The organism is Pseudomonas sp. TWR2-1-1, assembly GCF_049897045.1.
In the GTDB taxonomy this organism is placed as follows: domain Bacteria; phylum Pseudomonadota; class Gammaproteobacteria; order Pseudomonadales; family Pseudomonadaceae; genus Aquipseudomonas; species Aquipseudomonas versuta.
Genome location: NZ_JAFCVM010000003.1, coordinates 253,174 through 278,277, shown reverse-complemented (window position 1 = coordinate 278,277; position 25,104 = coordinate 253,174). Strand labels below are relative to the sequence as shown.

General features: G+C 60.2%; 22 protein-coding genes and 1 pseudogene. 3 read left to right on the top strand and 20 right to left on the bottom strand.

All coding sequences use genetic code 11. From position 1 onward, the window contains the following. Positions 1–54: 54 nt before the first annotated feature. From ACP7BO_RS09430 to ACP7BO_RS09405, 6 genes and pseudogenes are all read right to left on the bottom strand, one after another. Complete coding sequence (locus ACP7BO_RS09430; RefSeq protein WP_426209867.1) at positions 55–720, bottom strand: methionine ABC transporter permease; 666 nt, start codon at positions 718–720, stop codon at positions 55–57. After that, positions 717–1,463, bottom strand: a complete 747-nt coding sequence (locus tag ACP7BO_RS09425; protein ID WP_426209865.1) for a methionine ABC transporter ATP-binding protein — start codon at positions 1,461–1,463, stop codon at positions 717–719. The genes ACP7BO_RS09430 and ACP7BO_RS09425 overlap by 4 nt, the downstream gene beginning before the upstream one ends. Further along, positions 1,460–2,275 carry a MetQ/NlpA family ABC transporter substrate-binding protein gene (locus ACP7BO_RS09420; protein WP_397456912.1) on the bottom strand — a complete coding sequence of 272 codons (816 nt, stop codon included), beginning with the start codon at positions 2,273–2,275 and terminating at the stop codon, positions 1,460–1,462. Before ACP7BO_RS09420 ends, ACP7BO_RS09425 begins: the two co-directional genes overlap by 4 nt. 15 nt (positions 2,276–2,290) lie before the next feature. After that, positions 2,291–3,328: an isopenicillin N synthase family dioxygenase gene (locus ACP7BO_RS09415; protein WP_426209860.1), complete on the bottom strand. Its 1,038-nt coding sequence runs from the start codon at positions 3,326–3,328 to the stop codon at positions 2,291–2,293. A gap of 452 nt (positions 3,329–3,780) precedes the next feature. Beyond that, positions 3,781–3,942 (bottom strand): annotated as a pseudogene (locus ACP7BO_RS09410) (peroxidase-related enzyme); the annotation flags it as partial. Between the two features lie 54 nt (positions 3,943–3,996). After that, the gene (locus ACP7BO_RS09405; protein WP_426209858.1) at positions 3,997–4,866 is read right to left on the bottom strand and encodes a LysR family transcriptional regulator; all 870 of its coding nucleotides are present in this window, start codon (positions 4,864–4,866) and stop codon (positions 3,997–3,999) included. Positions 4,867–5,009: 143 nt separating this feature from the next. Here ACP7BO_RS09405 and ACP7BO_RS09400 point away from each other — a divergent pair, with 143 nt between their 5' ends. Further along, the gene (locus tag ACP7BO_RS09400; RefSeq protein ID WP_426209856.1) at positions 5,010–5,420 is read left to right on the top strand and encodes a hypothetical protein; all 411 of its coding nucleotides are present in this window, start codon (positions 5,010–5,012) and stop codon (positions 5,418–5,420) included. A gap of 151 nt (positions 5,421–5,571) precedes the next feature. After that, on the top strand, positions 5,572–6,339 hold the full coding sequence (locus ACP7BO_RS09395; RefSeq protein WP_426209854.1) for a sulfite exporter TauE/SafE family protein: 768 nt from the start codon (positions 5,572–5,574) through the stop codon (positions 6,337–6,339). Positions 6,340–6,884: 545 nt separating this feature from the next. Here the strand turns inward: ACP7BO_RS09395 and ACP7BO_RS09390 are convergent. The 14 genes from ACP7BO_RS09390 to ACP7BO_RS09325 all read right to left on the bottom strand — a co-directional run bounded on the left by ACP7BO_RS09390 (position 6,885) and on the right by ACP7BO_RS09325 (position 23,546). Further along, the gene (locus tag ACP7BO_RS09390; protein ID WP_426209852.1) at positions 6,885–7,466 is read right to left on the bottom strand and encodes a peroxidase-related enzyme; all 582 of its coding nucleotides are present in this window, start codon (positions 7,464–7,466) and stop codon (positions 6,885–6,887) included. After that, positions 7,463–7,969 carry a CMD domain-containing protein gene (locus ACP7BO_RS09385; protein ID WP_060692779.1) on the bottom strand — a complete coding sequence of 169 codons (507 nt, stop codon included), beginning with the start codon at positions 7,967–7,969 and terminating at the stop codon, positions 7,463–7,465. Before ACP7BO_RS09385 ends, ACP7BO_RS09390 begins: the two co-directional genes overlap by 4 nt. After that, positions 7,966–9,225 carry an acyl-CoA thioesterase/BAAT N-terminal domain-containing protein gene (locus tag ACP7BO_RS09380; RefSeq protein WP_426209850.1) on the bottom strand — a complete coding sequence of 420 codons (1,260 nt, stop codon included), beginning with the start codon at positions 9,223–9,225 and terminating at the stop codon, positions 7,966–7,968. Before ACP7BO_RS09380 ends, ACP7BO_RS09385 begins: the two co-directional genes overlap by 4 nt. Continuing rightward, the gene (locus ACP7BO_RS09375) at positions 9,225–10,793 is read right to left on the bottom strand and encodes an ABC transporter substrate-binding protein (protein ID WP_426209848.1); all 1,569 of its coding nucleotides are present in this window, start codon (positions 10,791–10,793) and stop codon (positions 9,225–9,227) included. Before ACP7BO_RS09375 ends, ACP7BO_RS09380 begins: the two co-directional genes overlap by 1 nt. Before the next feature lie 12 nt (positions 10,794–10,805). Continuing rightward, the gene (locus ACP7BO_RS09370; protein WP_426209846.1) at positions 10,806–11,786 is read right to left on the bottom strand and encodes an ABC transporter ATP-binding protein; all 981 of its coding nucleotides are present in this window, start codon (positions 11,784–11,786) and stop codon (positions 10,806–10,808) included. Further along, entirely contained in the window at positions 11,776–12,789 is a 1,014-nt protein-coding gene (locus ACP7BO_RS09365; RefSeq protein ID WP_397456920.1) for an ABC transporter ATP-binding protein, read from the bottom strand. The genes ACP7BO_RS09370 and ACP7BO_RS09365 overlap by 11 nt, the downstream gene beginning before the upstream one ends. After that, positions 12,786–13,697, bottom strand: coding sequence for an ABC transporter permease (locus ACP7BO_RS09360; protein ID WP_060692789.1), 912 nt, complete (start codon positions 13,695–13,697; stop codon positions 12,786–12,788). Before ACP7BO_RS09360 ends, ACP7BO_RS09365 begins: the two co-directional genes overlap by 4 nt. Then, positions 13,694–14,668, bottom strand: coding sequence for an ABC transporter permease (locus ACP7BO_RS09355; RefSeq protein ID WP_426209843.1), 975 nt, complete (start codon positions 14,666–14,668; stop codon positions 13,694–13,696). The genes ACP7BO_RS09360 and ACP7BO_RS09355 overlap by 4 nt, the downstream gene beginning before the upstream one ends. Next, complete coding sequence (locus tag ACP7BO_RS09350; RefSeq protein WP_397456923.1) at positions 14,665–16,125, bottom strand: FAD-dependent oxidoreductase; 1,461 nt, start codon at positions 16,123–16,125, stop codon at positions 14,665–14,667. The genes ACP7BO_RS09355 and ACP7BO_RS09350 overlap by 4 nt, the downstream gene beginning before the upstream one ends. A gap of 43 nt (positions 16,126–16,168) precedes the next feature. Further along, positions 16,169–18,667, bottom strand: a complete 2,499-nt coding sequence (locus ACP7BO_RS09345) for a TonB-dependent receptor plug domain-containing protein (RefSeq protein WP_426209840.1) — start codon at positions 18,665–18,667, stop codon at positions 16,169–16,171. 576 nt (positions 18,668–19,243) lie between these two features. Next, entirely contained in the window at positions 19,244–20,194 is a 951-nt protein-coding gene (locus ACP7BO_RS09340) for a LysR family transcriptional regulator (RefSeq protein WP_426209838.1), read from the bottom strand. 63 nt (positions 20,195–20,257) lie between these two features. After that, the gene (locus ACP7BO_RS09335) at positions 20,258–21,646 is read right to left on the bottom strand and encodes a tripartite tricarboxylate transporter permease (protein ID WP_426209836.1); all 1,389 of its coding nucleotides are present in this window, start codon (positions 21,644–21,646) and stop codon (positions 20,258–20,260) included. Beyond that, positions 21,643–22,101 (bottom strand): hypothetical protein, encoded by a 459-nt coding sequence (locus ACP7BO_RS09330; protein WP_426209834.1) that lies wholly within the window; start codon positions 22,099–22,101, stop codon positions 21,643–21,645. The genes ACP7BO_RS09335 and ACP7BO_RS09330 overlap by 4 nt, the downstream gene beginning before the upstream one ends. A gap of 158 nt (positions 22,102–22,259) precedes the next feature. After that, a complete protein-coding gene (locus ACP7BO_RS09325) occupies positions 22,260–23,546 on the bottom strand; it encodes a hydroxymethylglutaryl-CoA reductase, degradative (protein WP_426209832.1) in 1,287 nt (428 codons plus the stop codon). A gap of 125 nt (positions 23,547–23,671) precedes the next feature. Between ACP7BO_RS09325 and ACP7BO_RS09320 the strand changes: the two genes are divergently transcribed. Further along, on the top strand, positions 23,672–25,045 hold the full coding sequence (locus tag ACP7BO_RS09320; protein ID WP_426209830.1) for a PLP-dependent aminotransferase family protein: 1,374 nt from the start codon (positions 23,672–23,674) through the stop codon (positions 25,043–25,045). Positions 25,046–25,104 lie beyond the last annotated feature (59 nt).

Here is a 25,104-nt window from a genome sequence, read left to right as displayed (position 1 = left end):
GGCTGGACGTGATCCTGCATCACATCGCGAGCCTGGCAAAGAACAAATAACCCGTCAGCGCCGATGGGCCAGTGAACGCACCAGCCCGTCGCCCAGGCTTTGTACGCTCTGCACCAGAATCACCAGCATCACCACCGTGGCCACCATCACCTGATTATTGAAGCGCTGATAGCCATAACGGATCGCCAGGTCACCCAGCCCGCCACCGCCAATGACCCCGGCCATGGATGAAAACCCGATCAGCATCACCAGCGTCAATGTCAGCCCCGCCAACAAGGCCGGCAGTGCTTCGGGGAGCAGCACCTTGAAGATCACATGACCAATATGGCCGCCCATGGCCAGGATCGCTTCGATCCGGCCCTTGTCTACTTCGTCCAGCGCGTTCTCGACAATCCGGGCAAAAAAAGGAAAGGCACCAATGGTGATCGGCACTACCGCGGCGGTACTGCCCAAAGTGGTACCCACCAGCAGCCGGGTCAGCGGAATCAGGGCAATCAGCATCACCACAAAGGGCAGTGAGCGCCCGAGGTTGATCACCGCCCCCAGCACCCGGTTGATTCGCGGCAACGGGAAAAGTCCGTCGCGGCGGCTGATAAACAGCAACACCCCGACCGGCAGGCCGATCAGTACGGTGAAGATTGCTGCCAGCAGCACCATGTACAAGGTTTCGCCGGTGGCGTTGAGTAACAGTTGGAGAATTTCATGCCAGTCCGTTTTCATCCTGCCCTCACCATTTGCAGACCGGGCGCCAGCAACCGCCCCAGTTTTGACGACGGATCAGCCTGCAACTGCACCAGGCTGCCACTCTCCACAATGCGCCCGGCGGCCAGGGACACCGCGCTGTCGCAAATGGCCTTGACCACCTCCAGTTCGTGGGTAATCAACACGATGGTCACCCCCAGTTGACGATTGATATTGCGCAGCAATTGCAGAATCGAATCCGTGGTTTCCGGGTCCAGGGCGCTGGTGGCCTCGTCCGACAGGATATAAGCCGGACGCGCTGCCAAAGCCCGGGCAATGCCCACCCGCTGTTTCTGCCCGCCGGACAGCTGGGACGGAAATGCCTGCGCCTTGTCGCTCAGGCCCACCAGATCCAGCAGCTCGCGGACCCGGCTATGGCGCTGTGCTTTGCTTACCCGGGCAATTTCCAGGGGCACGGCGACGTTGTCGAAGACATTGCGCGAGTGCAGCAGGTTGAAGCCCTGGAAAATCATCCCGATGCGCTGACGCTGACGGCGCAATTCACTGTCAGGCAGGGCTGTGAGGTCCGCACCGTCCAGCAGAATGCGCCCACTGGTGGGTCGTTCGAGCAGATTGAGACAACGCAGCAACGTCGACTTGCCCGCCCCGCTGCGTCCGAGAATCCCGAAAATAGCGCCATCGGCAATGCTCAGCGACACCTTGTCCAGCGCCGGAGGCTGGCCCGGGCCGTAGATTTTGCTCAACTGCTCGACGACGATCATGGCTTGCTGTCCGCGACCGTCACCGGGAGCACCGAACCCGAGAAATTGTCGGTGATGTACTTGGCCACCTCAGGGGAAGTCAGGTCTTTGGCCAGTTGCCTGATGCGAGGGTCATCCTGCAGCTTGGGGAGGGTCACCAGAATATTGGCGTACGGATTACCCTCTGACTTCTCCAGCCCCAGCGCATCCTTGGCCGGCACCAGGCCTGCTTCCAGCGCGTAGTTGCCGTTAATCACCGCCAGGTCCACGTCATCCAGAGCGCGGGGAATCTGCGGTGATTCGATTTCGAGGATCTTCAGTTGTTTGGGGTTTTCGGCAATGTCCTTCGGGGTTGCCTGATCGGTGGCCGGGTCATTGAAGCCGGGCTTGAGCTTGATCAGCCCGTTGTCCTGCAACAGGTACAGCGAGCGACTGAGGTTGGTGACGTTGTTAGGCACTGCGACCGTAGCTTTTTGCGGCACTTCGGCGAAGGTCTTGTGACGATGGGAATAAATCCCCAGTGGCTCGATATGCACAGTGGCCGCCACCACAAATTTTTGCCCGAGCGCCTGCTCCTGAGTTTTCAGATACGGCAGATGCTGGAAGTAATTGGCGTCCACATCACCATGGGCCAGCAGCTCATTGGAGTTCACGCCATTGGGGATCTCGATCACCTTGATATTCAACTGCGGGTCGATCTTTTGCACAAACGCCAGAATCTGCGCGTGGGGCACCGGGTCCGCCGCCACTCTTAATGGCTCCTGGGCCAGGGCACTGAAAGAAGTCAGCAACGCGCCGAGCACGGCCAGGGTCAAGCCTGTTTTTTTGAACATGGGGCAGTCCTTTTATCAAGCGCTCAGGGCGTCGGGAATCAATGCATCGGCGTAATAACGCCGGGCAACATCAGGGTGCGAGCGCAGGCGGCCTTTGAGATAGTTCCAGCCCACATCACGAAACAACGGGTTATCCGGATCGCTGGCCGGGCCCCGCGCTTCACGCAGCAATGCCGTCGGCAAGGGGTACAGCGGCACCACGGCATCCAGCTGCGCGCCGAGGAAAAACGCAATCGACAGCCGCTCATTACCCGCCTGCGGTGACAGCACCCGGTGCACCGTGGCGCGCAGATAACCGTTGGTGGCCAGTTCCAGCAGTTCACCGATGTTCACCACCAGCGTGTTCTCCAGCGGCAGCGCATCGATCCAGCGCCCCTCTTCAATCTCGACTTGCAGACCCGCCTGGCGGTCTTGCAACAGAAAGCTCAGAAAGCCCGAATCCTTGTGCGCGCCCACCCCCTGATTACTCTGCTGCGGCGCCTGCCCCGGATAACGCATCAACTTGATGTGCTCATTGGGCTGGTCGCCGTACAGCCGATCGAAAGCCTCCTGGGGCAGCGACAACGCCTCAGCGAAAGCCCGCAACAGCCGCAGAGACATGCCAGTCATGGCTTGTTGCCAGTCAAGCAGCAAGGGTTTCAATTCAGGCAGTGCCGCCGGCCATTGATTGGGGCCTTGCAGGCGCGCCCACCAGGGGCTGTTGTCATCGATGGGCAACACCGCTCTTTCGGCGCCCAGATCGAACTGTTCGCGCAGATCGGGCTGGCCCCGGGTGATCTCGGAAGCGGCACGGTTGTAACCGCGAAAGTGCGGTGAATTAATCATGCCGACCGCGGCTTTTTCGCTGTCCGGCAGGGCAAAGAACTGCCTGGCACCGGCCTGTACCTGCTGCAACAATTCGCTATCAATACCGTGCCCGGTCAAATAGAAAAAACCCACATCCCGGGCGGCATGGCGCAGATCGTCAAGAAACCCCTGACGCTGGATCGCGGTCCCGTCCAGCAAAGACAGATCCAGAATCGGCAAGGCGGTAATGTCCCGTGTATGCGGCATGGCTCACTCCCCTATGAATCAGCTAAAAGACGTTTTACCGATGTTTGACCGGCGATGACTTAAAGCTAAACGATCTTAAAAAGAGTCAGCCAATAACTTATTCGCATTACCTTAGGTGTAAAAAAGTCTCAGGGTTTACGATTTTAAAGTGCATTGAAATTGGCAAAGCTGCAGGAGCAGAAAAGCTCGCGAGGCAAGCTCGCTCCCACAATCGATGTTTGCACGAGAAAAGAATCCCCCGACAACCCCACCCCCGTGTAGGAGCGAGCTTGTCTCGCGATGGCGGAGTGTCTGAACCGATGCCCATTCTGGATCACCGCCATCGCTGGCAAGTCAGCTCCTACAATAAATCCCCGACAACCCTCTCCCTGTAGGAGCGAGCTTGCTCGCGAGTTTTTCAAAGCAGCAATAAAGAGCTCGCGAGCAAGCTCGCTCCTACAGATTCTGTACCCTTACAGCCCCACCGGCTCCCCAAGGTTGAGCATCAAGCGATTGGCCCAGGCGAAGATCGCAATGGCGTGGATCAGGTCAAGAATCTCGCCGTCGTCCAGCCCCTGTTCGCGCAAGCCCTGCAATAACTCGGGGAGCAGTTGAGCCAGGGTCAGGGCGATTGCAACGCCACTACCATTACCGAAACATAGTCAAAAAGCCATTTTTTATAAACAGCATTACAGGTGTTTAAATTCTTCTTTCAGCAGCTCGGAAAACTTATCTTTTGCACGATGAAACTCAACGTTTTTGTTCGATATGAAATAATTTTGCACAGGCAGTAAATCTTCGAACATATATTCACTTATACTTCCGATCCGCCCGAACTGCTCAAACAAACCTTTCGGAACTAACGACACGCCTGCTCCGGCACTTACGCAACCCAGGATTGTGCCATAACTGGCTATGCTTGTTATGGGGATTGATACTTCATGCCTCTCCAGCCAACCTACCAACGTCTTCCTGTAAGGGCATCCTTCAGGCCACATGAATATATCAGTGCCACTCAAATCCTGCGGCTCATGTATCCGCCCAGCAGCCGCAGAGGCGACCAATACCAACTCCTCCTTGTAAATCTCAATAATTTCAAGATCCGGGTGCTCAGGCCTGACAGCGATAATTGCTCCATCCAGTTCATGGCTGACCACATCGTTTGATAATTGCGACCATTCCCCCGTACTAAACTGCATTTGTACAGAAGGATAGCGCTGATGAAACTTTGATAAAAGCTTGGGCAACCTGCCTGTGGCGGATGACTCTATAGCGCCAATTTTCAAGTTTCCCGACGGCGCTGCGGCGGGATCGAGGGCTCTTTGTGACTCCTCACACAAAGACAGGATCTTGTTAACGTAGCCAAGAAACAACCGACCGGAAGGGCTGATGACAAGCCCCCGGCCTTTCCTTATAAATAACGAGACTCCGAGTTCCCTTTCTAAATGCTTGATTCTGTTTGTGATGTTTGAAGGAACACAGTGTAACAGTTCAGAGGCGCGGATAATGCTTCCTTGATCGGCCACTGTTTTGAACATCGCTAACTGAGACAACTCCATGTCATTGCTCACTAAAAGTGAATGATGGGATCACTATAAATCACTTGTTGCAAGCATTCAACTCGTTTAATTTTTACACTCTGATTTCATCCAGTGCATTTCAACTAGATAATCCGACGGGTCTTTATGGAGAAAGGCAAATCATGAGCTCAGCATCGTCGCAAATTCGTTACGACACGTTTGAGTACAAGTCCATACAAGAGTTTGGTGAGATTTTCATTGAGGCTCTACCAAAGCATGTACGAAATTTAAAAAACCCCGGCCGGGTTATATTAGAAAATGACCGGAGACAGCCTGTATTAGCGCATATCATGCAAATATCCGAGCTTCAGGATGCGATGTTTGAGGTGCTTAATCACCCGATTACGCAAGAAGCTCAGTTCCAATGTGAAAATGCCTTTCGAGTTTTTTTTGAAAAACCAACAGTAGACTCGGTTGTTCTGAAATCTTTTAATATAACTTTCAAGCTGGGTCGACTGAAAAGCATTATGCTCAATTACAATGAAAGAGTAGGAAACGCTTTTGCGGCGATGCACCAAGCCCTGACCTCATAGCGCCAGGGTTCTATAGCCAGAGGGACATACCGATTATCTTTCTTCAAACCAGCCATAGGCCAATCGGTGTATTTCGAAAAACGTAGAGCTCAAACCAAGAGAAATGTCATGGTTTTTTGTTGGAAATTCAAGTTACAAAAGGATCCATTATATGGATCTTGAACAAACCTTGATCGCGCTAGGTTTTTTTGCCTTTTGCGGTGGCTTAATAGATGCTGCAGTCGGTGGTGGCGGGCTTGTACAACTGCCGGCACTTTTACATGCCCTCCCTCAGCAAAGTCTAGCTACTGTTTTTGGGACTAATAAACTTGCTGTTTTGGCGGGCAACTTATCTTCGATATTCAGCTATGTAAAGCGAATAAAAATCTTGTGGAAGTTAATGCTTCCCACCATGCTTTCCGCATTTTTATTTGCTTTTCTTGGTGCCTTCTCAGTATCTATCGTGCCAAAAAAACTGATGGAGTTTGTTGTTTTTTTCATTCTGATAGCCATGGCCATTTATACGTTCACGGAAAAAAAATTAGGCTTGGTGGCTTCTAATAAACATTGCGGATCAAAGGAGATTATATTAGGAGTATTTTTTGGTGGCCTCATTGGTTTCTATGATGGTGTCTTTGGCCCTGGTAGCGGTAGCCTTCTGCTTTTTATATTTGTCAAATTTTTTGGCTTCGATTTTTTAAACGCATCAGCCTCTGCAAAACTGGTTAATTTGGGTACGTTTAGCGCAGCGCTTATGTTTTTTGTTCCGTCTGGCAACGTCTTATGGACTATCGGCGGTATAGTTGCTCTGTGCAATATGGCAGGTTCTCTTACCGGGGTTTTCTTGGCACTCCGTTACGGAAGTGGCTTTATCAGGATATTTTTCCTGATTCTGCTTATATTTTTGATAGGCAGAATGGGGTTGTCTCTATTTACGTAGTGGATAAGCACAAGCTTTAGTCCCTGCGGCCAGCCACTCGCTTCGAGTGATCTGCCATACGTCTACCTGCATGAGTTCCGAGACGAGATTTCCGTTGCGCGTTTCGATCATTCGCATGCCTTTGATTTGCTAGCTAATCCCCGCTAACGAATTGATTCTAAACGCTGGGCATGCGCCGAGGCGCAGAAGAGTCAGGCAATAACTTATTGGCATGACCTTAGGCGGAATAAAGCCTCGCTCTATGTGATTTTCAAGTGCACTGAAAATGGCAAAGCTGCAAGAGCTGAAAAGCTCGCTCCCACAATCGATGTTTGCACGAGAAAAGAATCCCCCGACAACCCCGCCCCCGTGTAGGAGCGAGCTTGTCTCGCGATGGCGGAGTGTCTGAACCGATGCCCATTCTGGTTCACCGCCATCGCTGGCAAGCCAGCTCCTACAATAAATCCCCGACAACCCCCTTCCTGTAGGAGCGAGCTTGCTCGCGAGCATTTCAAAGCAGCAATAAAGAGCTCGCGAGCAAGCTCGCTCCTACAGATTCTGTACCCTTACAGCCCCACCGGCTCCCCAAGGTTGAGCATCAAGCGATTGGCCCAGGCGAAGATCGCAATGGCGTGGATCAGGTCAAGAATCTCGCCGTCGTCCAGCCCCTGTTCGCGCAAGCCTTGCAATAACTCGGGACGCAGTTGACCCGGGTTCAGGGTCAGGTCGATGGCGAACTGCACAATCGCCCGCTCCCGGGGGGTGGTGCCGGCACTGTGGGGGTCGGCAAAGACCTGGGCGATTGCATCATTGCGCTTGGCCAACTGCTCGAAACGCTGGGCATGCACCGAGGCGCAGTACACGCACCGGTTGATCCGCGACACCACTGCACTGGCCAGTTCGCGTTCGGCACGGGACAGGCCGCCCGGGGCATACATGATCGCGTTGAACGCCAGCGAGCGCTGGCGCAGCACTTCAGGCTGATGGATCAGGGTCAGGTAATAGTCCGAGACTTTGGCCTGGGGATGGCTCTCTTCCAGTACCGCTTGCTGCTCGGCCGTGGCCTGCGCCACATCGAGGGTCGGCAGCCAGGCCTTCCAGCCCAGGCTGCGGCTGGTGAAGCCTTGAATATCCAGAAATTCACTCATTGCGCCGCCCCCAGTGCCTGCAGCGCACTCAGGCCTGCAGCCAGACGCACTTGATAGGAAATAAAGGCGATCAGCTGCCCCAGCGTGACCACATCCACCGGTGCCAGCCCCGCCGCCAACAGTTGCTCAAGGGCTGCGCGATCACCTGCAACCGGGTCCAGCACCAAGGTGCGGGTAAACCCCAGGATCGCCTCCAGCCGAGGTTGCCCCAGTGTGTGCAGCGCATCCTCTTCAACCGCCGCCAATACCCGGGGCTCCAGGTGCAACAGCTCGCGATAATGGGCCGCCAATGGCCCGTGCGGGGTCAGCAGGCAGGCGTACCAGGCCACCAGCAGCCGTTCTTCAGGGCTGAGGTTGCCGGGCAGGTCAGGGTCGAACAGCGTCTCATAGCTGCCCTGGGTGGCACTCACCACCTTGGCCCGTGCCTGTCGCAATTGTTGCACCGGCCCCCCGGCGTCGAGTAACAGCCGATCCAGCAGATCGGGTATGGCAGGACTGTTCATTGCAACTCCTTGGTCTGCGCCCGGCGTGCTGCCACGGCGTTCTGCAAAAATTCCCTGACGGCTTGCCACGACTGTTGATTGGCCCGGGCATTGGCTGCCGGCTCACCGTCGTCGCTATAGGTCGCAGGTATGAAAGGCAACAAAATGCTGTGCCCGGCCAGCGGGTAATCGTGTTGCGCCACCGGCCACGGGTGTCGCGAGGACTGCAGACGCTCACAGACCATCTGCCCGAAACGGCTGGACGGCCAGGCCGCATCATCCCCCGCCGTCAGCAGCAGTACCGGGCCACGAATCTGCTCCACGGCAATGCGCGCCCGCTCCACCGCTTGCGCGTCTTGCAGCGCAGTGCTGATCGACAGCGCATTGCGCAACCCGGCATCCCGGGCCGCCCAGCTGGCGTGACGATTGTTGTTCCACACATGCACCAGCGGCTGGCCACGGTACAACCAGGCCGGGCCATCGCGCCCCACCGCCGGGTCCGCCGCTGCCTGGCCCCCATGCACCAGCGCGCTGGGCACGTAGCCGATTACCGCAGCCACCGAGCGGGGAAACAGGCTACCCAGCAACAGCACCAGCTCGCCTCCCCGGGACTGGCCACTGAGGGCGATAAAGCCATCGGCCGGCGCCAGTTCGCGGCGCATCCATGCCAGGCCTTGCTCGAAATATTCCAGCGGAGTGTTGGAGATGTAATCCGACAGCCCCGGCGCCTTGAAATAACCCAGCGCCAGTGCGCTGTAACCCCGCGAGGCATAGAGCGCAGCACGGGCTTCGTTGATCCCGCCGCCGGAGCCGTTGAGCACCATCACCGCCGGGTGCGGGCCAGGGCCTGCGGGCACAAACAGGGTGCCCACCAGGCCGTTCTCTCGAATCTCGCGACGGCTGACACCTTCGCCCGCCAGGCGCTGGATCAGGGTCTGCATCTGGTCGCTGCCTTCAAGGCGTATCTCGGTCAGCAACGGTTGCACCACTGAATCGTTGAATACCGCAGTGCTGCGCCCTTGCCCGGCACGCTGGCTCCACAGCAGGCCCATGGCCGAAACCCCGCTGTAATCACCCGCTAGCGGCGCATCCTGTTCAAGATCAACCCGGCCCCGGGCGTCGGCGACAAACGTCGCCGAACTGCGCCACAGGTGCTCGCCGCCACGTCGGGTCTGGCTGCTCAGGGTCACCTGCTGCCCCGCTGCCAGCCCCTCGACCACGATCTGCCGCGGCTCGTCCAGCAGGCCATCGGCAGGGGTAATGTGCAGCGTCGCCATTACTTTTTTTCCTCGCTGACCATCATCGCCGTGGTGCGGTCGCTGAGCAGCGGATCGACTCGCAACCCTTTGCGCGCCGCCCAGATATTCTGGTAATGGAACAGCGGCAACACGCCCACATCGTCCGTCACCAGCGTCACCGAATGACGCAGGATCGCCTCGCGCTTGCCATCGTCGAACTCTGACGAAGCCTGCTCCAGCGCCTGGTCCACCAACGGATTGCTGTAACGCCCCCAGTTCGATGAGCCCAGGCCTTTGCCGGCATCCGCACTGGCCAGCACATTGGTCAGCCCGTAACTGGCCTCACCCGTGCCATTGCCCCAGGCAATCACCGTAACCGCGTACTCGTTCTTGTTGGCGCGGCTGGCATACACCGACCATGGCACCACTTGCAGATCCACCTTGACCCCGATCCGGGCCCAGAACTGCGCCACCGCCTGCAGGGTTTCCGGGGCCAGCGGGTAGCGGTCGCCGGGCACGTGTACGGTCAATTGAAAGCCATCGGGGTACCCGGCCTCGGCCAGCAGTTTTTTCGCCTGCGCCGGGTCGTTGGCAATATTTTTCACCTGCGGGTTGTAGCCAAAAGTATTGGCCGGCATCCATTGGTTGGCCTCGGTCACGGTGTTCTGCAGGATGCGTTCAACAATCGCCTTGCGGTTGATTGCCAGAGACAGCGCCTGACGCACCCGCACATCGCGCAACGGGTTTTCGGCCAGTGGCCGGCCCTGGTTGTCGCGAATGAACTCGTTGGGGCCTTCACGAAAGCTCGGCTGGATCAGCAATGCGCGCAGGCCCGGGTAGGCAAACAGGCTGACGCCGGGAGTGGCTCCGAGCTTTTTCACATCCGCGGGCGAGACCTTGTCGATCACGTCCACATCCCCCGCCAGCAAGGCTGCGGTACGGCTGGCCGGGTTGGCGATATAGCGGTAATCCACCTGATCCCACACCGGCGGCTTGCCCCAGTAATCAGGGTTGCGCTCAAACAGGCTGCGATCACCCTGGGCATTGGACACCAGGCGATAGGGCCCGGTACCGATCACGGCTTTGCCGCTGTTGTAATCCTCGGTACTGGAGTGTTCTCCCACATGGCGACTGACGATGTAGATCGAATCGATGTTTTGCAGCAACAACGTATTGGGCTCTGTGGTCTTGACCCGCAAGGTATACGGGTCCGGGGCACTGACCGAGGCGATGGTGCGCAGTGAACTGGAATACGGCGCCACGCTGCCCGGCACGTTACGCGCCCGCTCCAGAGAGAACACCAGATCATCGGCGGTCAGGGGCTGGCCGTCCTGCCACTTGACGTCTTTGCGCAAGTAAAACTCCCAGGTGGTGTCATCCAGGGTCTTCCAGCTTGTCGCCAGGCCGGGCAAGGTCTGGTTGTCATGCCGCTCCAGCAGCGACTCCCAGACATGCAGTGCCAGGGAGCGGTCCCCGGCGTGGTTGTTCAATTGCGGGTCCAGAGACGACACCGGGTCGGCGTAAGCAATGCGCAGGGACTGGGCACTGGCCCCGGCCGCAGCGCTCAGCAATGCAGCAGTCAATAACGTAAGCAGCAGCGGTTTCATGGTCGGTTCCGTTCAAGAGTTGAGATGGCAGGCACTGAAATGGCCGGGTGACACTTGCAGCAGCGCCGGCGCCTGTTCGCGGCAGCGGGCTGTGGCATGCGGGCAGCGCGGATGGAAATGACAGCCGGAAAGCGGATTCAGCGGGCTGGGAATCTCCCCGCGAATGGCCTGGTACTGACTGCGGCGCAGTTCAAAACGGGGGATCTGCGCCAGCAGCGCCTGGGTGTAGGGGTGATTGGCGCGGGCAAACAATTCGTCCACCGTGGCCGACTCCACCACCCGCCCCAGATACATCACCACTACCCGGTCGCAGAGGTGTTCCACCACGCCCAGGTCGTGACTGATAAACAGATACGTCAGGCCCAGTTGCTCGCGCAGGTCCATGAACAGATTGAGGATCTGCGCCTGAATCGACACGTCCAGCGCCGCCACCGACTCATCGCACACCAGCAACTGCGGCTGCACGGCCAGCGCCCGGGCAATGCCGATGCGCTGGCGCTGGCCGCCGCTGAACTGGTGCGGATAACGCTGGCGCAACTGCGGGCTCAAACCGGCACGGCGTAACTGGGCACTGACGTAATCATCGAAGCCGCCAGCGTCGGTCAGCCCCTGACGCAGCGCACCTTCGCCAACAATACGGTCAACCCGCAGCCGCGGATTGAGGCTGGCATAAGGGTCCTGAAACACCATCTGAACCTTGAGCCGCTCGCTGCTGCTGAGCGACTCCATCGGTTGCCCGTCGACACTTACGCTGCCGCTTGAGGCCGGCAGCAAGCCGGCAACCATGCGCCCCAGCGTTGACTTACCGCAGCCGGACTCGCCCACCAGCCCCACCACTTCACCCCGGGCAATGCGCAGGTCGACGCCCTCCACTGCCCGGGTCACCGGTCGCGGCTGGCGCAGGCCGAGGCGTTGCAGCAGGCCGCCGGGGGCCTGGCCAAACTGTTTGCTGACCTGGCGCAACTCAATCAGCGGCACGGATTCATTGGCCATGGGCAACTCCAGGCTGAACAACGGCGGGATGGAAGCAGCGCAGGCTGCGACCGGGTTCAATTTCAACCGCGGGCGGCTGCACCGCGCAGGCACTGCTGGCCCGGCTGCAACGCTCGGCAAAGGCACAGCCGGCAGGCATCGACAGCAGATCCGGGGCCATGCCCGGAATTTGCCGCAGCCGCTGACCGCGCTGGTTGCGACTGGGCAGGCTGTCGATCAGGCCCTGGGTGTAGGGGTGCAGTGGACGGTCAAGCACCGCGTCGACACTGCCCTGCTCGACGATGCGCCCGGCGTACATCACCGCCACCTCATCGGCCAGGCCTGCCACCACCGACAAGTCATGGGTGATCCAGATCAGCGCGGTGCCCTGCTCGCGTACCAGCTTTTGCACTTCGCCGAGGATCTGCGCCTGAATCGTCACATCCAGGGCCGTGGTCGGTTCATCGGCAATGATCAGGTCCGGGCGATGCAGCAAGGCTATGGCAATGGCTACCCGCTGGCGCATGCCCCCGGACAGTTGATGCGGGTAGGCACGCAGGCGTTCTTCGGGGCTGGCAATGCCCATCGCGGCCAAGGTGTCGCTGGCATGCTGGCGGGCCTGGCGCCGGTTCATCGGGTTGTGCGCCTGTACCGCCTCGATCATCTGGGTGTCGATGCGCAACACCGGATTGAGGGTCATCATCGGGTCCTGAAAAATCATCGCGATGCGATTGCCCTGCAAATGCCGCAGCTCTCTGGCTGACAACCGGGTCAGATCGCGGCCCTGGAACAGGATCTCCCCGGCGCTGATCCGCCCCGGTGCATCCACCAGCCCCATGATCGAAAACCCGGTGACCGACTTGCCCGACCCCGACTCCCCCACCAGCCCGAGAATCCGCCCCGGCTGCAAGCGCAGCGAGACTTCGCGCACCGCCGGCAGGATGCCGTCGCGGGTATGGAAAGAAGTCGACAGGCCGCGCACCTCAAGGGTCGCGGGCAGCACAGCAGTCTGTAGTGCGTTCATCGCTGCAACCTCGGGTTGAGTACATCACGCAGGCGGTCGCCCACCAGGTTGATCGAAACGATGGTCAGCAGCAGCGCCAGCCCCGGAAACACGCTGATCCAGTACTCGTCGCCGAGCATGAACTGAAAGCCGTTGGCGATCAGCAGGCCCAGCGACGGCTCGGTGATTGGCACCCCGAGGCCGAGGAACGACAGGGTCGCTTCCAGGGTAATGGCGCGGGCGATCTGCAATGCTCCGATCACAATCAGCGGTGGCAGGCAGTTGGGCAAAATGTGCCCGACCACAATCCGCCAGCGGCTGATGCCCTGCCCCCGCGCCGCCTCGACATACTCGCGACGGCTTTCGACCAGCGCCTGGGCGCGCGCCGTACGGGCGTAGTAGGCCCACTCCAGCAGCACCAGGGTCAGCATCACGTTGCTCACCCCCTTGCCCAGCCAGGCCAGAATCATCAGCGCCATCAGGATCCCCGGGAACGACAGCAACAGGTCCACCACCCGCATGATCAGCGCATCGACCCAGCCCCCGGCATAGGCCGAGATCAGCCCCAGCAAAGTACCGACCACGGCCGCGATCAACGCAGAGCCCACGCCCACCAGCAAGCTGATGCGCAAGCCATAAATAATCGCCGAGTACAGGTCGCGGCCCTGCCCGTCCGTGCCCAGCCAGTAGGTGTAAGCGCCTTCCTGGCTGATGGCACCCGGCGCCAGACGTGCATCCATGACGTCCAGTTGCATCAGGTCATAGGGGTTTTGCGGGGTGATCCACGGCGCCAGCAACGCGGCCAACACAATCGCCAGCAGCACCAGCAGGCCGGTGACGGCCAGCGGCGAACGCAGAAAATCCACCGCGCCGCGTTGCCACAGCGATTGCACCTGCAATTGCGCAGGGGGTTTGATCAGCACGGTCATTGCACACCTTCCAGACGAACACGCGGATCAAGCAGGCGATACAGCACATCGACCAGCAGATTGAGGGTCACGAAAATCACCACCACGACCATCAGGTAAGCCACCACCACCGGCCGGTCGAGGTTGTTGATGCTGTCCAGAATCAACTTGCCGGCGCCGGGCCAGGCAAAAATGCTCTCGGTCACCACCGCGTAGGCAATGGTCGAGCCCAACTCCAGGCCAAGTACCGTCACCAGCGGGATCAGGGTATTGCGCAGCACGTGCATGAGGATCACCCGCGTCGGCGACAGGCCTTTGGCCCGGGCAAACTTGACGAAGTCCTGGGGCAGGATTTCGCGCACCCCGGCACGGGTCAGGCGCAGCACCAGAGAGATCTTGAACAGCGCCAGATTCAGCGCTGGCAGCAACAAATGCTGCCAGCCGTTAAGGGTCAGCCACGACCACTGAATGCCCAGCCACTCGCGGGTTTCGCCACGGCCGCTGGCCGGCAGCCAGCCCAGATGCACCGAGAACAGCAGGATCAGCATCAGTGCCACCCAAAAAGCCGGCAGCGAAAAGCCGATAATGCTCCCCGCCATCATTAGCCGTGCCGCAGCCGTGTCCGGGTAAAGCCCGGCGTACAGCCCCAGCGGTACGCCGATCAGGATCGCCATCAACAAGGCACTGAATGCCAGTTCCAGAGTCGCAGGCAGGCGTTGCAAAATCAGTTGCAAGGCGTCTTCGTGGTAGACATAACTTTTGCCCAGATGGCCGTGCAGCACGCCATTGAGGAAGTTCAGGTATTGCTGCCATAACGGTTGATCCAGCCCCAGGCGGGCGATCGCCTGCAGGCGCTCGGCCTGGTTCAGGTCTTCGCCCACCAGGATGTCCACCGGGTTACCGATGGCATTGAGGCCGACGAACACGATCAGGGTCATCAGCAGCATCACCAGCAAGGCTTGCCCCAGGCGTCGCAATAGCCAGCCACTCATGTACGCAGCTCCTCGGCCCGCAAGCGGCCCGGCTGCCATTCATCGCCCTGCAGCTCCGGTTCGTCATAGGCCTGCATGGCCTCAAAATGCAGCGCCACATCGTCGTTGAACAACTGCCCGGCCAGGCCCTGAGCCATGCGTTTGGCACCTTCGCTGATGGCCGGAATATCGCCGGAAACACCGCCGTAAGTCAGGGCTGCCGGGTAGCTGAAACAGTGCACCCGATCCAGCCCCGGGCAGGCGCCGGGCGTGCGTTGCTGGAACTCGAACAACGGGCCCAGGTCCGGCAGTTGCGACAGCTCCTGGTCGTGCCGGCCCTCGGGGGCGGTGTAGCGATCACCCCAAAGCTTGATGTGCGAAGCAATCGGGGCGAACTCCGGCCGCAGTTCCCAGTTGCTGCGAAAGCCGGTGGCAAACACCAGAAAGTCGTACTGCAAACGTGCCGTCGGGGTCTGCAACAACAGGCTGCCATCGGCTTGCACCGCGACTGATTCAACCGGGCTGCCCAGCAGAAAACGGGCGTTGGCATGCCGCGAAACACGCAGGGTGCTGCCATGGGGCGGCGGTACCTGCTGCAAGTTCAGGTAGTGGCGGATGCTCCACTTCCAGTCATCCGGCAAGCGCCAGTAACCATGGGTCATGCCCGGGTTACCGGCCCCTTTGCCCTTGTTGACCCGTGGCAAATCGGTGCGCCGCACCAGCAGGTCCACCGAACGCGCACCGGCTTCCAGCGCAGTGCCCGCCGCATCCATGGCCGACGCGCCACCGCCGATCACCGCAACCCGCTTGCCGACAAACCAGTGATCCTGCAGGCCATCGGCCGAATGCGCCCAGTACTCGCGCGGCAATTGCAGCGCCACTTCGGGTACCCAGGGCCCGCCCAGACCGTCTCGCCCGGTGGCCAGAATCACGTGCCGGGCACATACCGTCTGTACCTGCCCGATGTTGTCGATCTGCAACTCCACGCAACCGTCCGCCCGGGGCTGGACCCGGGTAACGCGGTGGCGATTGCGCACATCCAGCGCCAGTACCTGGCGGTACCAGCGCAAGTATTGCGCCCATTGCAGACGTGGAATCTTGTCCAGCGCCTCCCACTGCGCCAGCCCGAACTGCGCCTCGAACCAGGCGCGGAAGGTCAGGGCCGGCAAGCCCAGCGCCGGGCCGCTCAATTGCTTGGGCGAGCGCAGGGTCTGCATCCGCGCCGTGGTTGCCCACGGCCCTTCAAAGCCCTCTTCAGACTGATCGAACACCACCGCCCTGATACCCAGATGCCCCAGCTCGGCAGCCACCGCCAGCCCGGCCATACCGCCGCCGATCACCGCCACTTCAAGCAGTGGCCGGTCTTCCAGGTGGCGCGGTTTGACCCAGGGCCGGGCGGGTAAATCGAGCCACTGCAAATCCTCGCGCAGGCGCGCTTCGAGGGCAGTCAGACCGATGGGTGCAGGGGTGTGGGGCATTGTCGGTTTCTCAATCAGGTGAGCGGGCGCATGGCCCATGGGCTTAAAAATCGATGTTCAGGCGGCTGTAGTAGAACGCTCCGTAAGAGCCGAACGGCGAGATGGACGAGTAGTAGGAGCCGCCGGAGACATCATTCACGGTGTGCTTGTCCGGGTAGACGTTGAACACGTTGTCGGCGCCCAGAGACACCGAAACGTTGTCGGTCAGGGCATAGCTCACGTCGACATCGGTGATCCATTTGGCGCTGAAGGTTTCATCGATACCGGTGGTGCCGCTGCCAAGACGCTTGACCTTGCCGTAGCGGGTACTGCGCAGGCCGATGTCCCAGTCGTTGACTTGCCAGTTCACCCCGACGATGTATTTGCTCTTGGGGATCAGGTCGGTCACACCGCCCAGCTCGGTGGCTTCAAAGCGCGACAGACCGAGACTTTGCAGCTGTGCCGGGTTGGCCTTGAGGTCAGTGATGGTGGCCTTGTTCCAGTTGGCGCCCAGGTTCCAGCGCAAGCGCCCGAAGCGGTCCAGGTGCTGGGTGTAGTCGGCAACCAGGTCCAGGCCTTTGCTCCGGGTGTCGAAGGCGTTGGCGTAGTACTGCACCTGCTGCACATGGGAAAACCCGTTGGCGGCGAGGATCTTGTCCACCGCCGAACCCGACAGCGGGCTGATCAGCGCGATACGGTCCTGCAGGTCAATCAGATAGGCGTCCAGGGCAATATTGAGGTCCTGGACCGGGGTCCAGGTCAGTCCGGCAGAAACGCTTTGCGACTTCACCGGCTCCAGGTCTTCGGCGCCCAGCGCCCGGCCAATGGCCGAGTTCGGCTGCACCCGCTTGATCATGATGTCCTGGGTCTGATTGCCCACGGTGCGACGGCCAAGGCCGGTTTTGGCATAGCCCTGCTGCACCATCGAAGGCGCAACGAAGCCGGTGCTCAGGGCCCCCCGAGCAGCCAGTTGCGGCGTGAAGGCATAGCGGGTCGAGAGCTTGCCGGTCCAGGTGTTGCCCGAGCTGTCGGTGTAGTGCTCAAAACGCCCGGCGGCGCCGACAAACCATTTATCGGTCACATCCAGCCCCAGATCGACATAGGCCGCCGAGTTGCTGCGCCGCAGATTGACCTCATCCTCGGGTAACAGCAGGTAGTTGCCCAGGGCGCCAATGGCCGACAACTGACCGGCACGCGGGTGTCCGGCCGGGTAGCGATAACCGCCGTTGGCATAGGAAGCAGCGTCGCCGGACTCGGTGCGGTACTGCTCGAAGCGGTACTCGAGCCCGGTGGCAAAATTCAGCGGGTTGCGCGTACCGATGTCGAACTTGCGGTTGAGATCCAGGTTGGTGGTCCACTGGGTGAACTGGTTGGTCTGCAAATCGAAACGGGTCGGGCTGGCGGTGCCCAGGGACGGGTTGAGGTTGTTTTTGCTGCTCTGCTTCTGGCGGTTGACGCCGTAGGAAGTACTGAGGTCCCAGCCCCAGCCGGCCAGATCATCGCCACGGGCACCGAACACGCTCTGGTAGTCAAAGCTGTCAAAGGTGAAATCCGGGGCGACACCGTCCGGGTACAGCTCGTTGATGATGGTATTGCCGTTGGGTCGACGATAGGCAATGGACACCAGCGCGTTCTGCTGGCCCACAGTGCTGAACGAGTACAGGGCGATGGCATCGTTGAGCGGCAGTTCGGCGTTGTACGAGACGTTGATCTGCTCGATCTCTGGCAAGCCACCGCCGTAGCTGCGCTTCTCGATACTGGCTTCACGCGGGTCAGGCTGGCCGTTGACCGGGTAGTAGAAATCACCGGTGGCCACCCCCGAACGCTTGGTGCTGTCCTGCTTCTTGGCATCCAGGGCAAAGTTGAAGAACCCGTCATTGGGCAATGGCATGCCGATGTCGAAAGTCTGCTGATAGGTTTCGCCGTTGGAGCCGACGCCGCTGGCGTAATGCGAACGGCGCCCGGCCATGGTGCTGGCACTGCCGCCGCTGCTGTTGGACTTGAGGATGATATTGATCACCCCGGCAATCGCGTCCGAGCCGTATTGCGCCGCAGCGCCGTCGCGCAGCACCTCGACCCGGTCAATGGCGCTGATGGGAATCAGGTCCAGATCGGCCGGGTTCCAGCCTTCGGACAGCACCGAGTTTTCGGAGGCGACGGAACCGCCGTGACGGCGTTTGCCGTTCACCAGCACCAGCACATAACCGCCGCCCAGACCGCGCAGACCTGCCGCCCGGGCGACATTGCTGTAGGCACCGCCGGTGACCTTGGCCACGTTGAACGAAGGCAGCAACTGAGCCAGTGCATCACGCAGGCTGGTACTGGCGCCCTGCTTGAGCAATTCCTGGCCGCTGATCACATCGATAGGCACCGCGCTTTGCGCCACCGTGCGCTGAGTGCCGCGGTTACCCACCGAGACCACGGTTTGCATCACAGGCTCGGCCTTGCTGCGGGCCTTGTCCTCATCCTCTTGCGCCAGCGCAGGCGCGCTGACCATCCACAGACCGGTCAGCGCGATGGCTGCCGGTGAAAAAACTGAAGCCGATGATGCGCCGGATTGCATAAGCAAACTCCCCCGATAAATCGCCAAAAAGGTTGAAGCAGGTCGTGCGGCGATTTGCCGAGGTCGGCTGGATGTCCGCGAAGCGTGAAGGTCTATGTTGGTAGCCTTCAATTCGTTTTCGTGATTCTTAAGCGCACTGAATGTGGTAAATGAATACTAAGGGGCGCTGTTTATTCCATCAACTGCCAGATCAGGATATGGATATTTCCAAAAAGAATATGCCGCCTACCCTGCAGGAACGAGCTCTTCGGTGTCTTGATGAAAAAGCTCGCGAGGCAAGCTCGCTCCTACAGGGGATTGACGTGTCTGAGGGGCTGGGGGTTTGCCCTGTGGAGCTCTGCGGGGCCGCGATGAAAAAGCTCGCGAGCAAGCTCGCTCCTACAGGGGATTGACGTGTCTGAGGGGCCGGGTTTTTCCCTATGGAGCTTTGCGGGGCCGCGATGAAAAGGCTCGCGAGCAAGCTCGCTCCTACAGGGGGTTGAGGTGCCTGAGGGCCGGGGTTTTCCCTATGGAGAACTGTAGGAGCGAGCTTGCCTCGCGAGCTCTGCGGGGCCGCGATGAAAAGGCTCGCGCCTTTCAGCCCGCGTAGATGCTTTGCATCAGCGCATCGTGACGGCTTGCAGGGTGTACGGTCATGCCCGGCAGCAGGTCCCGGGAGGACACTTTCAAGGTCTCGATCAACGCCTGGGCCACTTCCGACAGCGGGCTGGCAAAGGCCGAGATCAAACCGAAGAAAAACGGGATGTTGCTTTCAATCGGGCGTACAACCACACCGCTCAACGGCACACCAAAGGCGGTGAATGGGTCCACCAGGGCCACGCCCAGACCGACCCGGGCCATCTGCATGGCGGTCAGGGAGGTGTTGGTATCCAGAATGTGCTGCGGTTCAACACCCGCCGCTTCGAAGGCGCGATTGATCCGACGACGAAAGCGAAAGGGGTTGGAAATACTGATCAGGGTCTGCTGCGCCAAGGTCTGCATGCTCAGTACCGGCTGCGCCGCCAGCGGTGAATCATCCGCCAGCACAGCCACGCAGGCCGCCTCGCCAATCCAGTGCAGGTCCAGGCCACGGTGCTCGACCGGCAGACTGACCACGCCCAGGTCCACGGTTTTCGCCAGTACCGCCTGTACCGCCGCTTCGGCCGTGAGGCTGTGCAATTGCAACTGTTGGGGTTGCAGGCCCACCGGTAACAGCGCCAGCGCCGGTGGCAGCAACCCGGACGCCAGCGCCGGAGTGGCCACCAGACGCAAGCTGCGGTTCTCGTCCCGGGCAATGTTCAGCGCCCGCTGCTGCACGTGACGCACTCCTTGCAAGGCACTGTCCACCTCGGCCGAGAGCATGAAGGCCTTTTGCGTCGGCGTGACCTTGGGCCCGCTGCGCTCGAACAGGGCAAACCCCAGCTCCTGCTCCAGCTCCTGAATCAGGCGGGTCACGGTGGGTTGTGAACGCCCGAGCATTTGCCCGGCCCCCGTGACGCTGCCCGCCGACATTACCGCGGCAAACGCTTCCAGCTGGCGTAGATCCACCGGGATCTCCTTAAACATGACCGAAGCGGTGGAGTGTACACAGCAGCACCGGCGCTGGGCAGATCAGGCTCCCAGCAAGGCCACCAGCGCCGGCACGGTCAGTACGGCGGTGTAGTAACCCATGAACTGCACACCGATGTTGAAGCCCAGAAAACGCGAGAGAAACCCGCCCAGCAGCCCCACGGTGACGATCACCAGCAGCCCCAGCAAGCCGCCTTCCCAAATGCCGATCACCAGGATCAGACCGACAAAGGTGGCGATGACCGCTTCGTGGCTGATCGTGCGCGTGACCCAGGAAGCCGCCCGGTAGGCGTAGTTCATGGTGAACGGATAGGCGATCAGAATGGCGACGATCACCGCCAGCATGCCGTAGCCGAAAAACTCCCAGGTGCTGAGCAGCGTGTGCAGGTTGTGTACCTCACCGGTGGCCGAGTCCACGGTAAAGCGTGGCGGTGCATTGAACAGCGGTGCTGCCGGACCCGCTGCCACGGGGCTAAGGGGCAGCCCGAAGGCAATCAGCGGAATCAGTGCTTCGGCGATGTAGGTCGATTCCGTCACCCCGTTGCGCGCAGTAATCACGGTGGTCAGGCGGTGATAGACATGCTTGATTCTTGAGCCCACCAGTTCGCCCATGATCACGGTCATGGCCACCGGGCTGAAGACAAAGGTGGCGCTGGAGATGACCGCGGTGATGGCGGTCCAGCGGCTTTGCTGGCGGTCAAGCACCTTCAGCGGGTTGGGGAAGTAGCCGCCGCCGCTTTTGACATCCGGCGACAGGGAGAACGTGCGCACTTCGCTGCGGCGCATGTGGCTGCGCTCGTCAGGTGCGAGCAAGGCGAACAGGGCTGCAATCAACGGGCCGATGGCGATGCCCAGGAAGTAACTGACACTGAGTTTGACCCCGTACTGCCCGGTGAGGGTCTGCAGACCGAGGATGATCAGCACAAAGGGAATCAAGGCCAGTACGGCCGCCAGCCGGCCCTTGGAAAACCAGGCAATGGCAACTGCCGCCGCCAGGAAAATCCACGGTGCGGTGCGCTTGATGGTGTCGCCGAACGGCGCCAGCATCACCGCGAACAATACGGCCATCGGCACTGCGATCAAGGCGGCGATCACCGCGCCCGAGATCATCTTGCGCAAGGCGATGTGCGGCACCCCGAGTTTGCGCAGCAGGTTGGCTTCGCGCATCAGCGGCGTGGCCAGGGTATCGCCGGGGATGCCCAGCAGTGCAGTGGGCACGGCGTGGGTCATGTGTTTGGCCACCGCCCCGGCGAGAAAAAAGGTCAGCACGCCAGGCGCCGGAACCCCGAGCAACACCACCAGCAGGGTCAGGGGCGCCAGGGTGGTGGTTTCATCGCTGCCGGAAATCAGCCCGATACCGGCAAAAATCACCGCGCCCAAAATACCCATGCCCAGCGCGATCAGAATCTGGTCCAGCAAGGGCGCGATCATGACCGGCTCCCACTGACACTCAGGCCACTGGCCGCGTCCGCAACCGGGGCGGCTGCCAGGTCTTTTTCATAGTTGGCGAACAGATCGTAGAGGTCCATTTCCCGAAGCTCGGCCACGGTTTCTGGCGGCAAGTCAGCGAGCCGCCCGAGGTCGCCGAATTCGTTTTGCAATTCCACCAGTACTTGCGCGCGCCATGCCGGGTCAGCCTGATGCTCGACCACATGGCGTTTGGGTTTAAACAGGGTGGCACTGATGGCCCCGCCAGCCAGACAGCCGAGGATGCCCACCAGCATCGCGTAGGCCCGCGCCATCTGCGCCGACTCCACCCACATCAGCAGAACATGCTGGGCGACGAAAAATGCGCTGAGGCTGACCACGGCGCCAATGGCGATGGCGTACACCAGATGACGGGCGTCAACCGTGTCGCCCCATACTTCGTACAGTTCGGGTTTCAAAGGGTTCTCCCACTTTTATTGTTATGGCGGTGAAGAGATGGCGCCTACCCCTGCAGGAGCGAGCTTGTCTGTAGGAGCGAGCTTGCTCGCGAGCTTTTTCAACCCGGCGACGAAGAGCTCGCGAGCAAGCTCGCTCCTACAGGGTTGGCGGGGCAGTCTTACAGCCCGCGCTTTTGTTTGAGCAACGTTGCCGCATGGTCGGCACGTACATCACCGGCTTCGACCATTTGTGCGACCAGCCAGCTCACCTCTTCGCCACGGGCTCCCGCAGACAGGGCGATGTTGCGGGCGTGCAAGGCCATATGTCCACGTTGTATGCCTTCGGTAGACAGCGCCCGCAACGCGCCGAGGTTTTGCGCCAGGCCCACGGCCACGGCAATTTCTGCCAGCTCCTGGGCGGTTTTCACGCCAAGGATGCGCAACGACAGCTGGGCCAGCGGATGGGTTTTCGTTGCGCCGCCCACCAGGCCCACGGGCATGGGCATTTCCAGGGTGCCGACCAGATTGCCCGCCGCGTCTTTTTCCCAGGTGGTCAGGGAGCCGTAATGACCATTGCGGCAGGCATAGGCGTGGGCGCCCGCCTCGACCGCTCGCCAGTCATTGCCCGTGGCAACGATCAGCGGGTCGATCCCGTTCATGATGCCTTTGTTATGGGTGGCGGCGCGGTAAGGGTCAACCACCGCAAAATTGTAAGCATCCAGAATGCCTTCAATCACGTCCTCGCCCTTGAACGAAGCGGTGGTCAGCAACTGCGGGGCCACGCGGATCTGGGCCCGCGCCAGACGCAAGTCGGCGAGGTTGGACAGAATCCGCAGGCGCACCTTGCCGCCGGTGATTTCTTCCATCAACGGCGCGACAGCTTCGGCCATGGTATTCACGGTGTTGGCACCCATCGCATCGCGCACATCGACAATCAGGTGGGCTACCAGCATCGGCCCGCGCGGGCTTTGGGCAAAGGTATGCACCTCAATATCACGGCAACCGCCACCGAGCCTGTTCAGCAACTGATCCTTGCGGTTGGCCAGCTCGATGATTTCGTCCTTGCGCCGCATCAGGCTCAGGCGGGCGTTGTACGGGTCCGACACCTCGACAATCTGCACCTGGGCACGCATCAGCGGCAGCGAACTTGAGGTCTGAAAGCCCCCGGCCTCACGTGCCAGTTTGGCCATGAAGGAAGCGGCAGCCACCACCGAGGGTTCTTCAACCACCATCGGCACGATCACGTCCCGGCCATTGATCTGGAAATTGCTGGCAACGGCGTAAGGCAGCTCGAAGGTGCCAATGACGTTTTCGATCATCCCGTCGGCGACTTCAAGGTTCAGTGCGCCCGCATCGCTGAGCAGGGCAACGTCGTCGGCGCTCAGCTTGAGCACCTCTTGCAAGTGCCCCAGACGCGCGGCTGGCGTCATGCTGCGGAACATAGGAAGGCGCGAATCAATGCTCATGAATAAATCCTGTGATCTTTATTATTTGACTTGCACCCTAATTCGCCTTGGCCCCGGGTAAAAGGTACAGTTCGGACAAACAGTACCCAAGCTGTACCCTCCTCTGATTTTCGGGACTCCAGACCATGACGCGCCTCACACTCGCCCAGCAGCTGGCGGCTTCGCTGGTCGAGCAAATCGGCAATGGCACTTACCGCGCAGGCGATCGTTTGCCGTCGCTGCGTGAATGCATGCGCCTGTTCGGCCATTCAAAAAATACGGTGATCAACGCCTACGAATCACTGGCGTCCCAAGGTCTGGTCGAGGCCCGTCACGGGCTCGGTTTCTTCGTGCGCCCTGGCGCCCCTGCCACTCAAGAATCCGATGACCCTTTGCCCTACGCCCGGGCTATGGACACGGTATGGCTGATGCGCCAGCAATTTGTCCGCGAGCCCGGCCACTCGCCGCTTGGTGAAGGCTTCCCGCCAGTGGACTGGCTGATGGACATGCGGCTGGACAAATTCACCCGGCAGATCATGCGCACCGGCGTCAGCACCCTGTTTCGCTATGGCAACCGCCTGGGGAACGCCGGCCTGCGCCAGCACCTGGTACAGAAGCTGGCGAGCTATTCGATTAGCGCCACGCCCCGGCAAATCGTCACCACCCATGGGGCCAACCATGCACTGGACCTGATCGTGCGGCGCTTTGTTGCCCCGGGCGATACGGTGCTGGTGGAAGACCCCGGCTACTACCCCCTGTTCGGCAAGCTGCAACTGCAAGGTGCGCGCATGCTGCCAGTACCGCGTTTACCCGACGGGCCGGACATCCAGGTGCTGGAGCAGCATCTGCGCCTGTACAAGCCAAAGCTGTTCTTCATTCAATCGGTGGGCCACAACCCTACCGGTTCCGATATCTCGCCAGGCGTTGCCCATCGCCTGGTGCAACTGGCACAGGCGCACAATTTTATTCTGGTGGATGACGATGCACTGGCCGACTTCAAGCCGGCTTCGGCCATCAAGGTTTCGGCACTGGATCAGCTCCGGCACTCACTGTATGTGGGCAGCTTTTCCAAATCGGTCTCGGCCGCACTCAGGGTCGGCTTCATCGCCGGCAGCAAGGAGCTGATTGACGAACTGGGTGATCTGAAGATGCTGTTGCACACCAGCTCATCGGAGTTCTGTGAGCGCACGGTGGATGTGATTTTGATGGAGGGGCATTTCCTGCGGCATCTGATCCGCCTTCAGGAACGGCTAAAGGCCGCGACGACGGCCGGACTGCAGATGCTCGACGAGATTGGTGCCCAAGTGTTTTGCCGCCCTGAGCAGAGCCTCTACCTGTGGGCCAGGTTCAAGCACATTGACGATGCCCGGGAGCTGACTCGCCAACTGCTGCCCAAGGGTTTCATGATTGCCCCGGGGCACATCTTTTCCCCCGAGCAGTCGCGGATCAACCCCTGGACCCGGCTCAATGTGGCGTACTTGAATGACCCCTTGCTGATGGCCGTTTTCAAGGACACCTGAGCAACATCGCTGCCCCTCCCGGCAGGAGCGAGCCTCGCGATGGCAGCGATGGAGGCACC

Bases quoted from the DNA above. Each gene is read 5' to 3' on its own strand.
- ACP7BO_RS09335 (WP_426209836.1), bottom strand. From the start codon at position 21,646: ATGATCGCGCCCTTGCTGGACCAGATTCTGATCGCGCTGGGCATGGGT.
- ACP7BO_RS09355 (WP_426209843.1), bottom strand. From the start codon at position 14,668: ATGAGTGGCTGGCTATTGCGACGCCTGGGGCAAGCCTTGCTGGTGATG.
- ACP7BO_RS09370 (WP_426209846.1), bottom strand. From the start codon at position 11,786: ATGGCCAATGAATCCGTGCCGCTGATTGAGTTGCGCCAGGTCAGCAAA.
- ACP7BO_RS09375 (WP_426209848.1), bottom strand. From the start codon at position 10,793: ATGAAACCGCTGCTGCTTACGTTATTGACTGCTGCATTGCTGAGCGCT.
- ACP7BO_RS09385 (WP_060692779.1), bottom strand. From the start codon at position 7,969: ATGAACAGTCCTGCCATACCCGATCTGCTGGATCGGCTGTTACTCGAC.
- ACP7BO_RS09415 (WP_426209860.1), bottom strand. From the start codon at position 3,328: ATGCCGCATACACGGGACATTACCGCCTTGCCGATTCTGGATCTGTCT.
- ACP7BO_RS09365 (WP_397456920.1), bottom strand. From the start codon at position 12,789: ATGAACGCACTACAGACTGCTGTGCTGCCCGCGACCCTTGAGGTGCGC.
- ACP7BO_RS09425 (WP_426209865.1), bottom strand. From the start codon at position 1,463: ATGATCGTCGTCGAGCAGTTGAGCAAAATCTACGGCCCGGGCCAGCCT.
- ACP7BO_RS09360 (WP_060692789.1), bottom strand. From the start codon at position 13,697: ATGACCGTGCTGATCAAACCCCCTGCGCAATTGCAGGTGCAATCGCTG.
- ACP7BO_RS09420 (WP_397456912.1), bottom strand. From the start codon at position 2,275: ATGTTCAAAAAAACAGGCTTGACCCTGGCCGTGCTCGGCGCGTTGCTG.
- ACP7BO_RS09405 (WP_426209858.1), bottom strand. From the start codon at position 4,866: ATGGAGTTGTCTCAGTTAGCGATGTTCAAAACAGTGGCCGATCAAGGA.
- ACP7BO_RS09380 (WP_426209850.1), bottom strand. From the start codon at position 9,225: ATGGCGACGCTGCACATTACCCCTGCCGATGGCCTGCTGGACGAGCCG.
- ACP7BO_RS09395 (WP_426209854.1), top strand. From the start codon at position 5,572: ATGGATCTTGAACAAACCTTGATCGCGCTAGGTTTTTTTGCCTTTTGC.
- ACP7BO_RS09430 (WP_426209867.1), bottom strand. From the start codon at position 720: ATGAAAACGGACTGGCATGAAATTCTCCAACTGTTACTCAACGCCACC.
- ACP7BO_RS09325 (WP_426209832.1), bottom strand. From the start codon at position 23,546: ATGAGCATTGATTCGCGCCTTCCTATGTTCCGCAGCATGACGCCAGCC.
- ACP7BO_RS09350 (WP_397456923.1), bottom strand. From the start codon at position 16,125: ATGCCCCACACCCCTGCACCCATCGGTCTGACTGCCCTCGAAGCGCGC.
- ACP7BO_RS09390 (WP_426209852.1), bottom strand. From the start codon at position 7,466: ATGAGTGAATTTCTGGATATTCAAGGCTTCACCAGCCGCAGCCTGGGC.
- ACP7BO_RS09345 (WP_426209840.1), bottom strand. From the start codon at position 18,667: ATGCAATCCGGCGCATCATCGGCTTCAGTTTTTTCACCGGCAGCCATC.
- ACP7BO_RS09400 (WP_426209856.1), top strand. From the start codon at position 5,010: ATGAGCTCAGCATCGTCGCAAATTCGTTACGACACGTTTGAGTACAAG.
- ACP7BO_RS09320 (WP_426209830.1), top strand. From the start codon at position 23,672: ATGACGCGCCTCACACTCGCCCAGCAGCTGGCGGCTTCGCTGGTCGAG.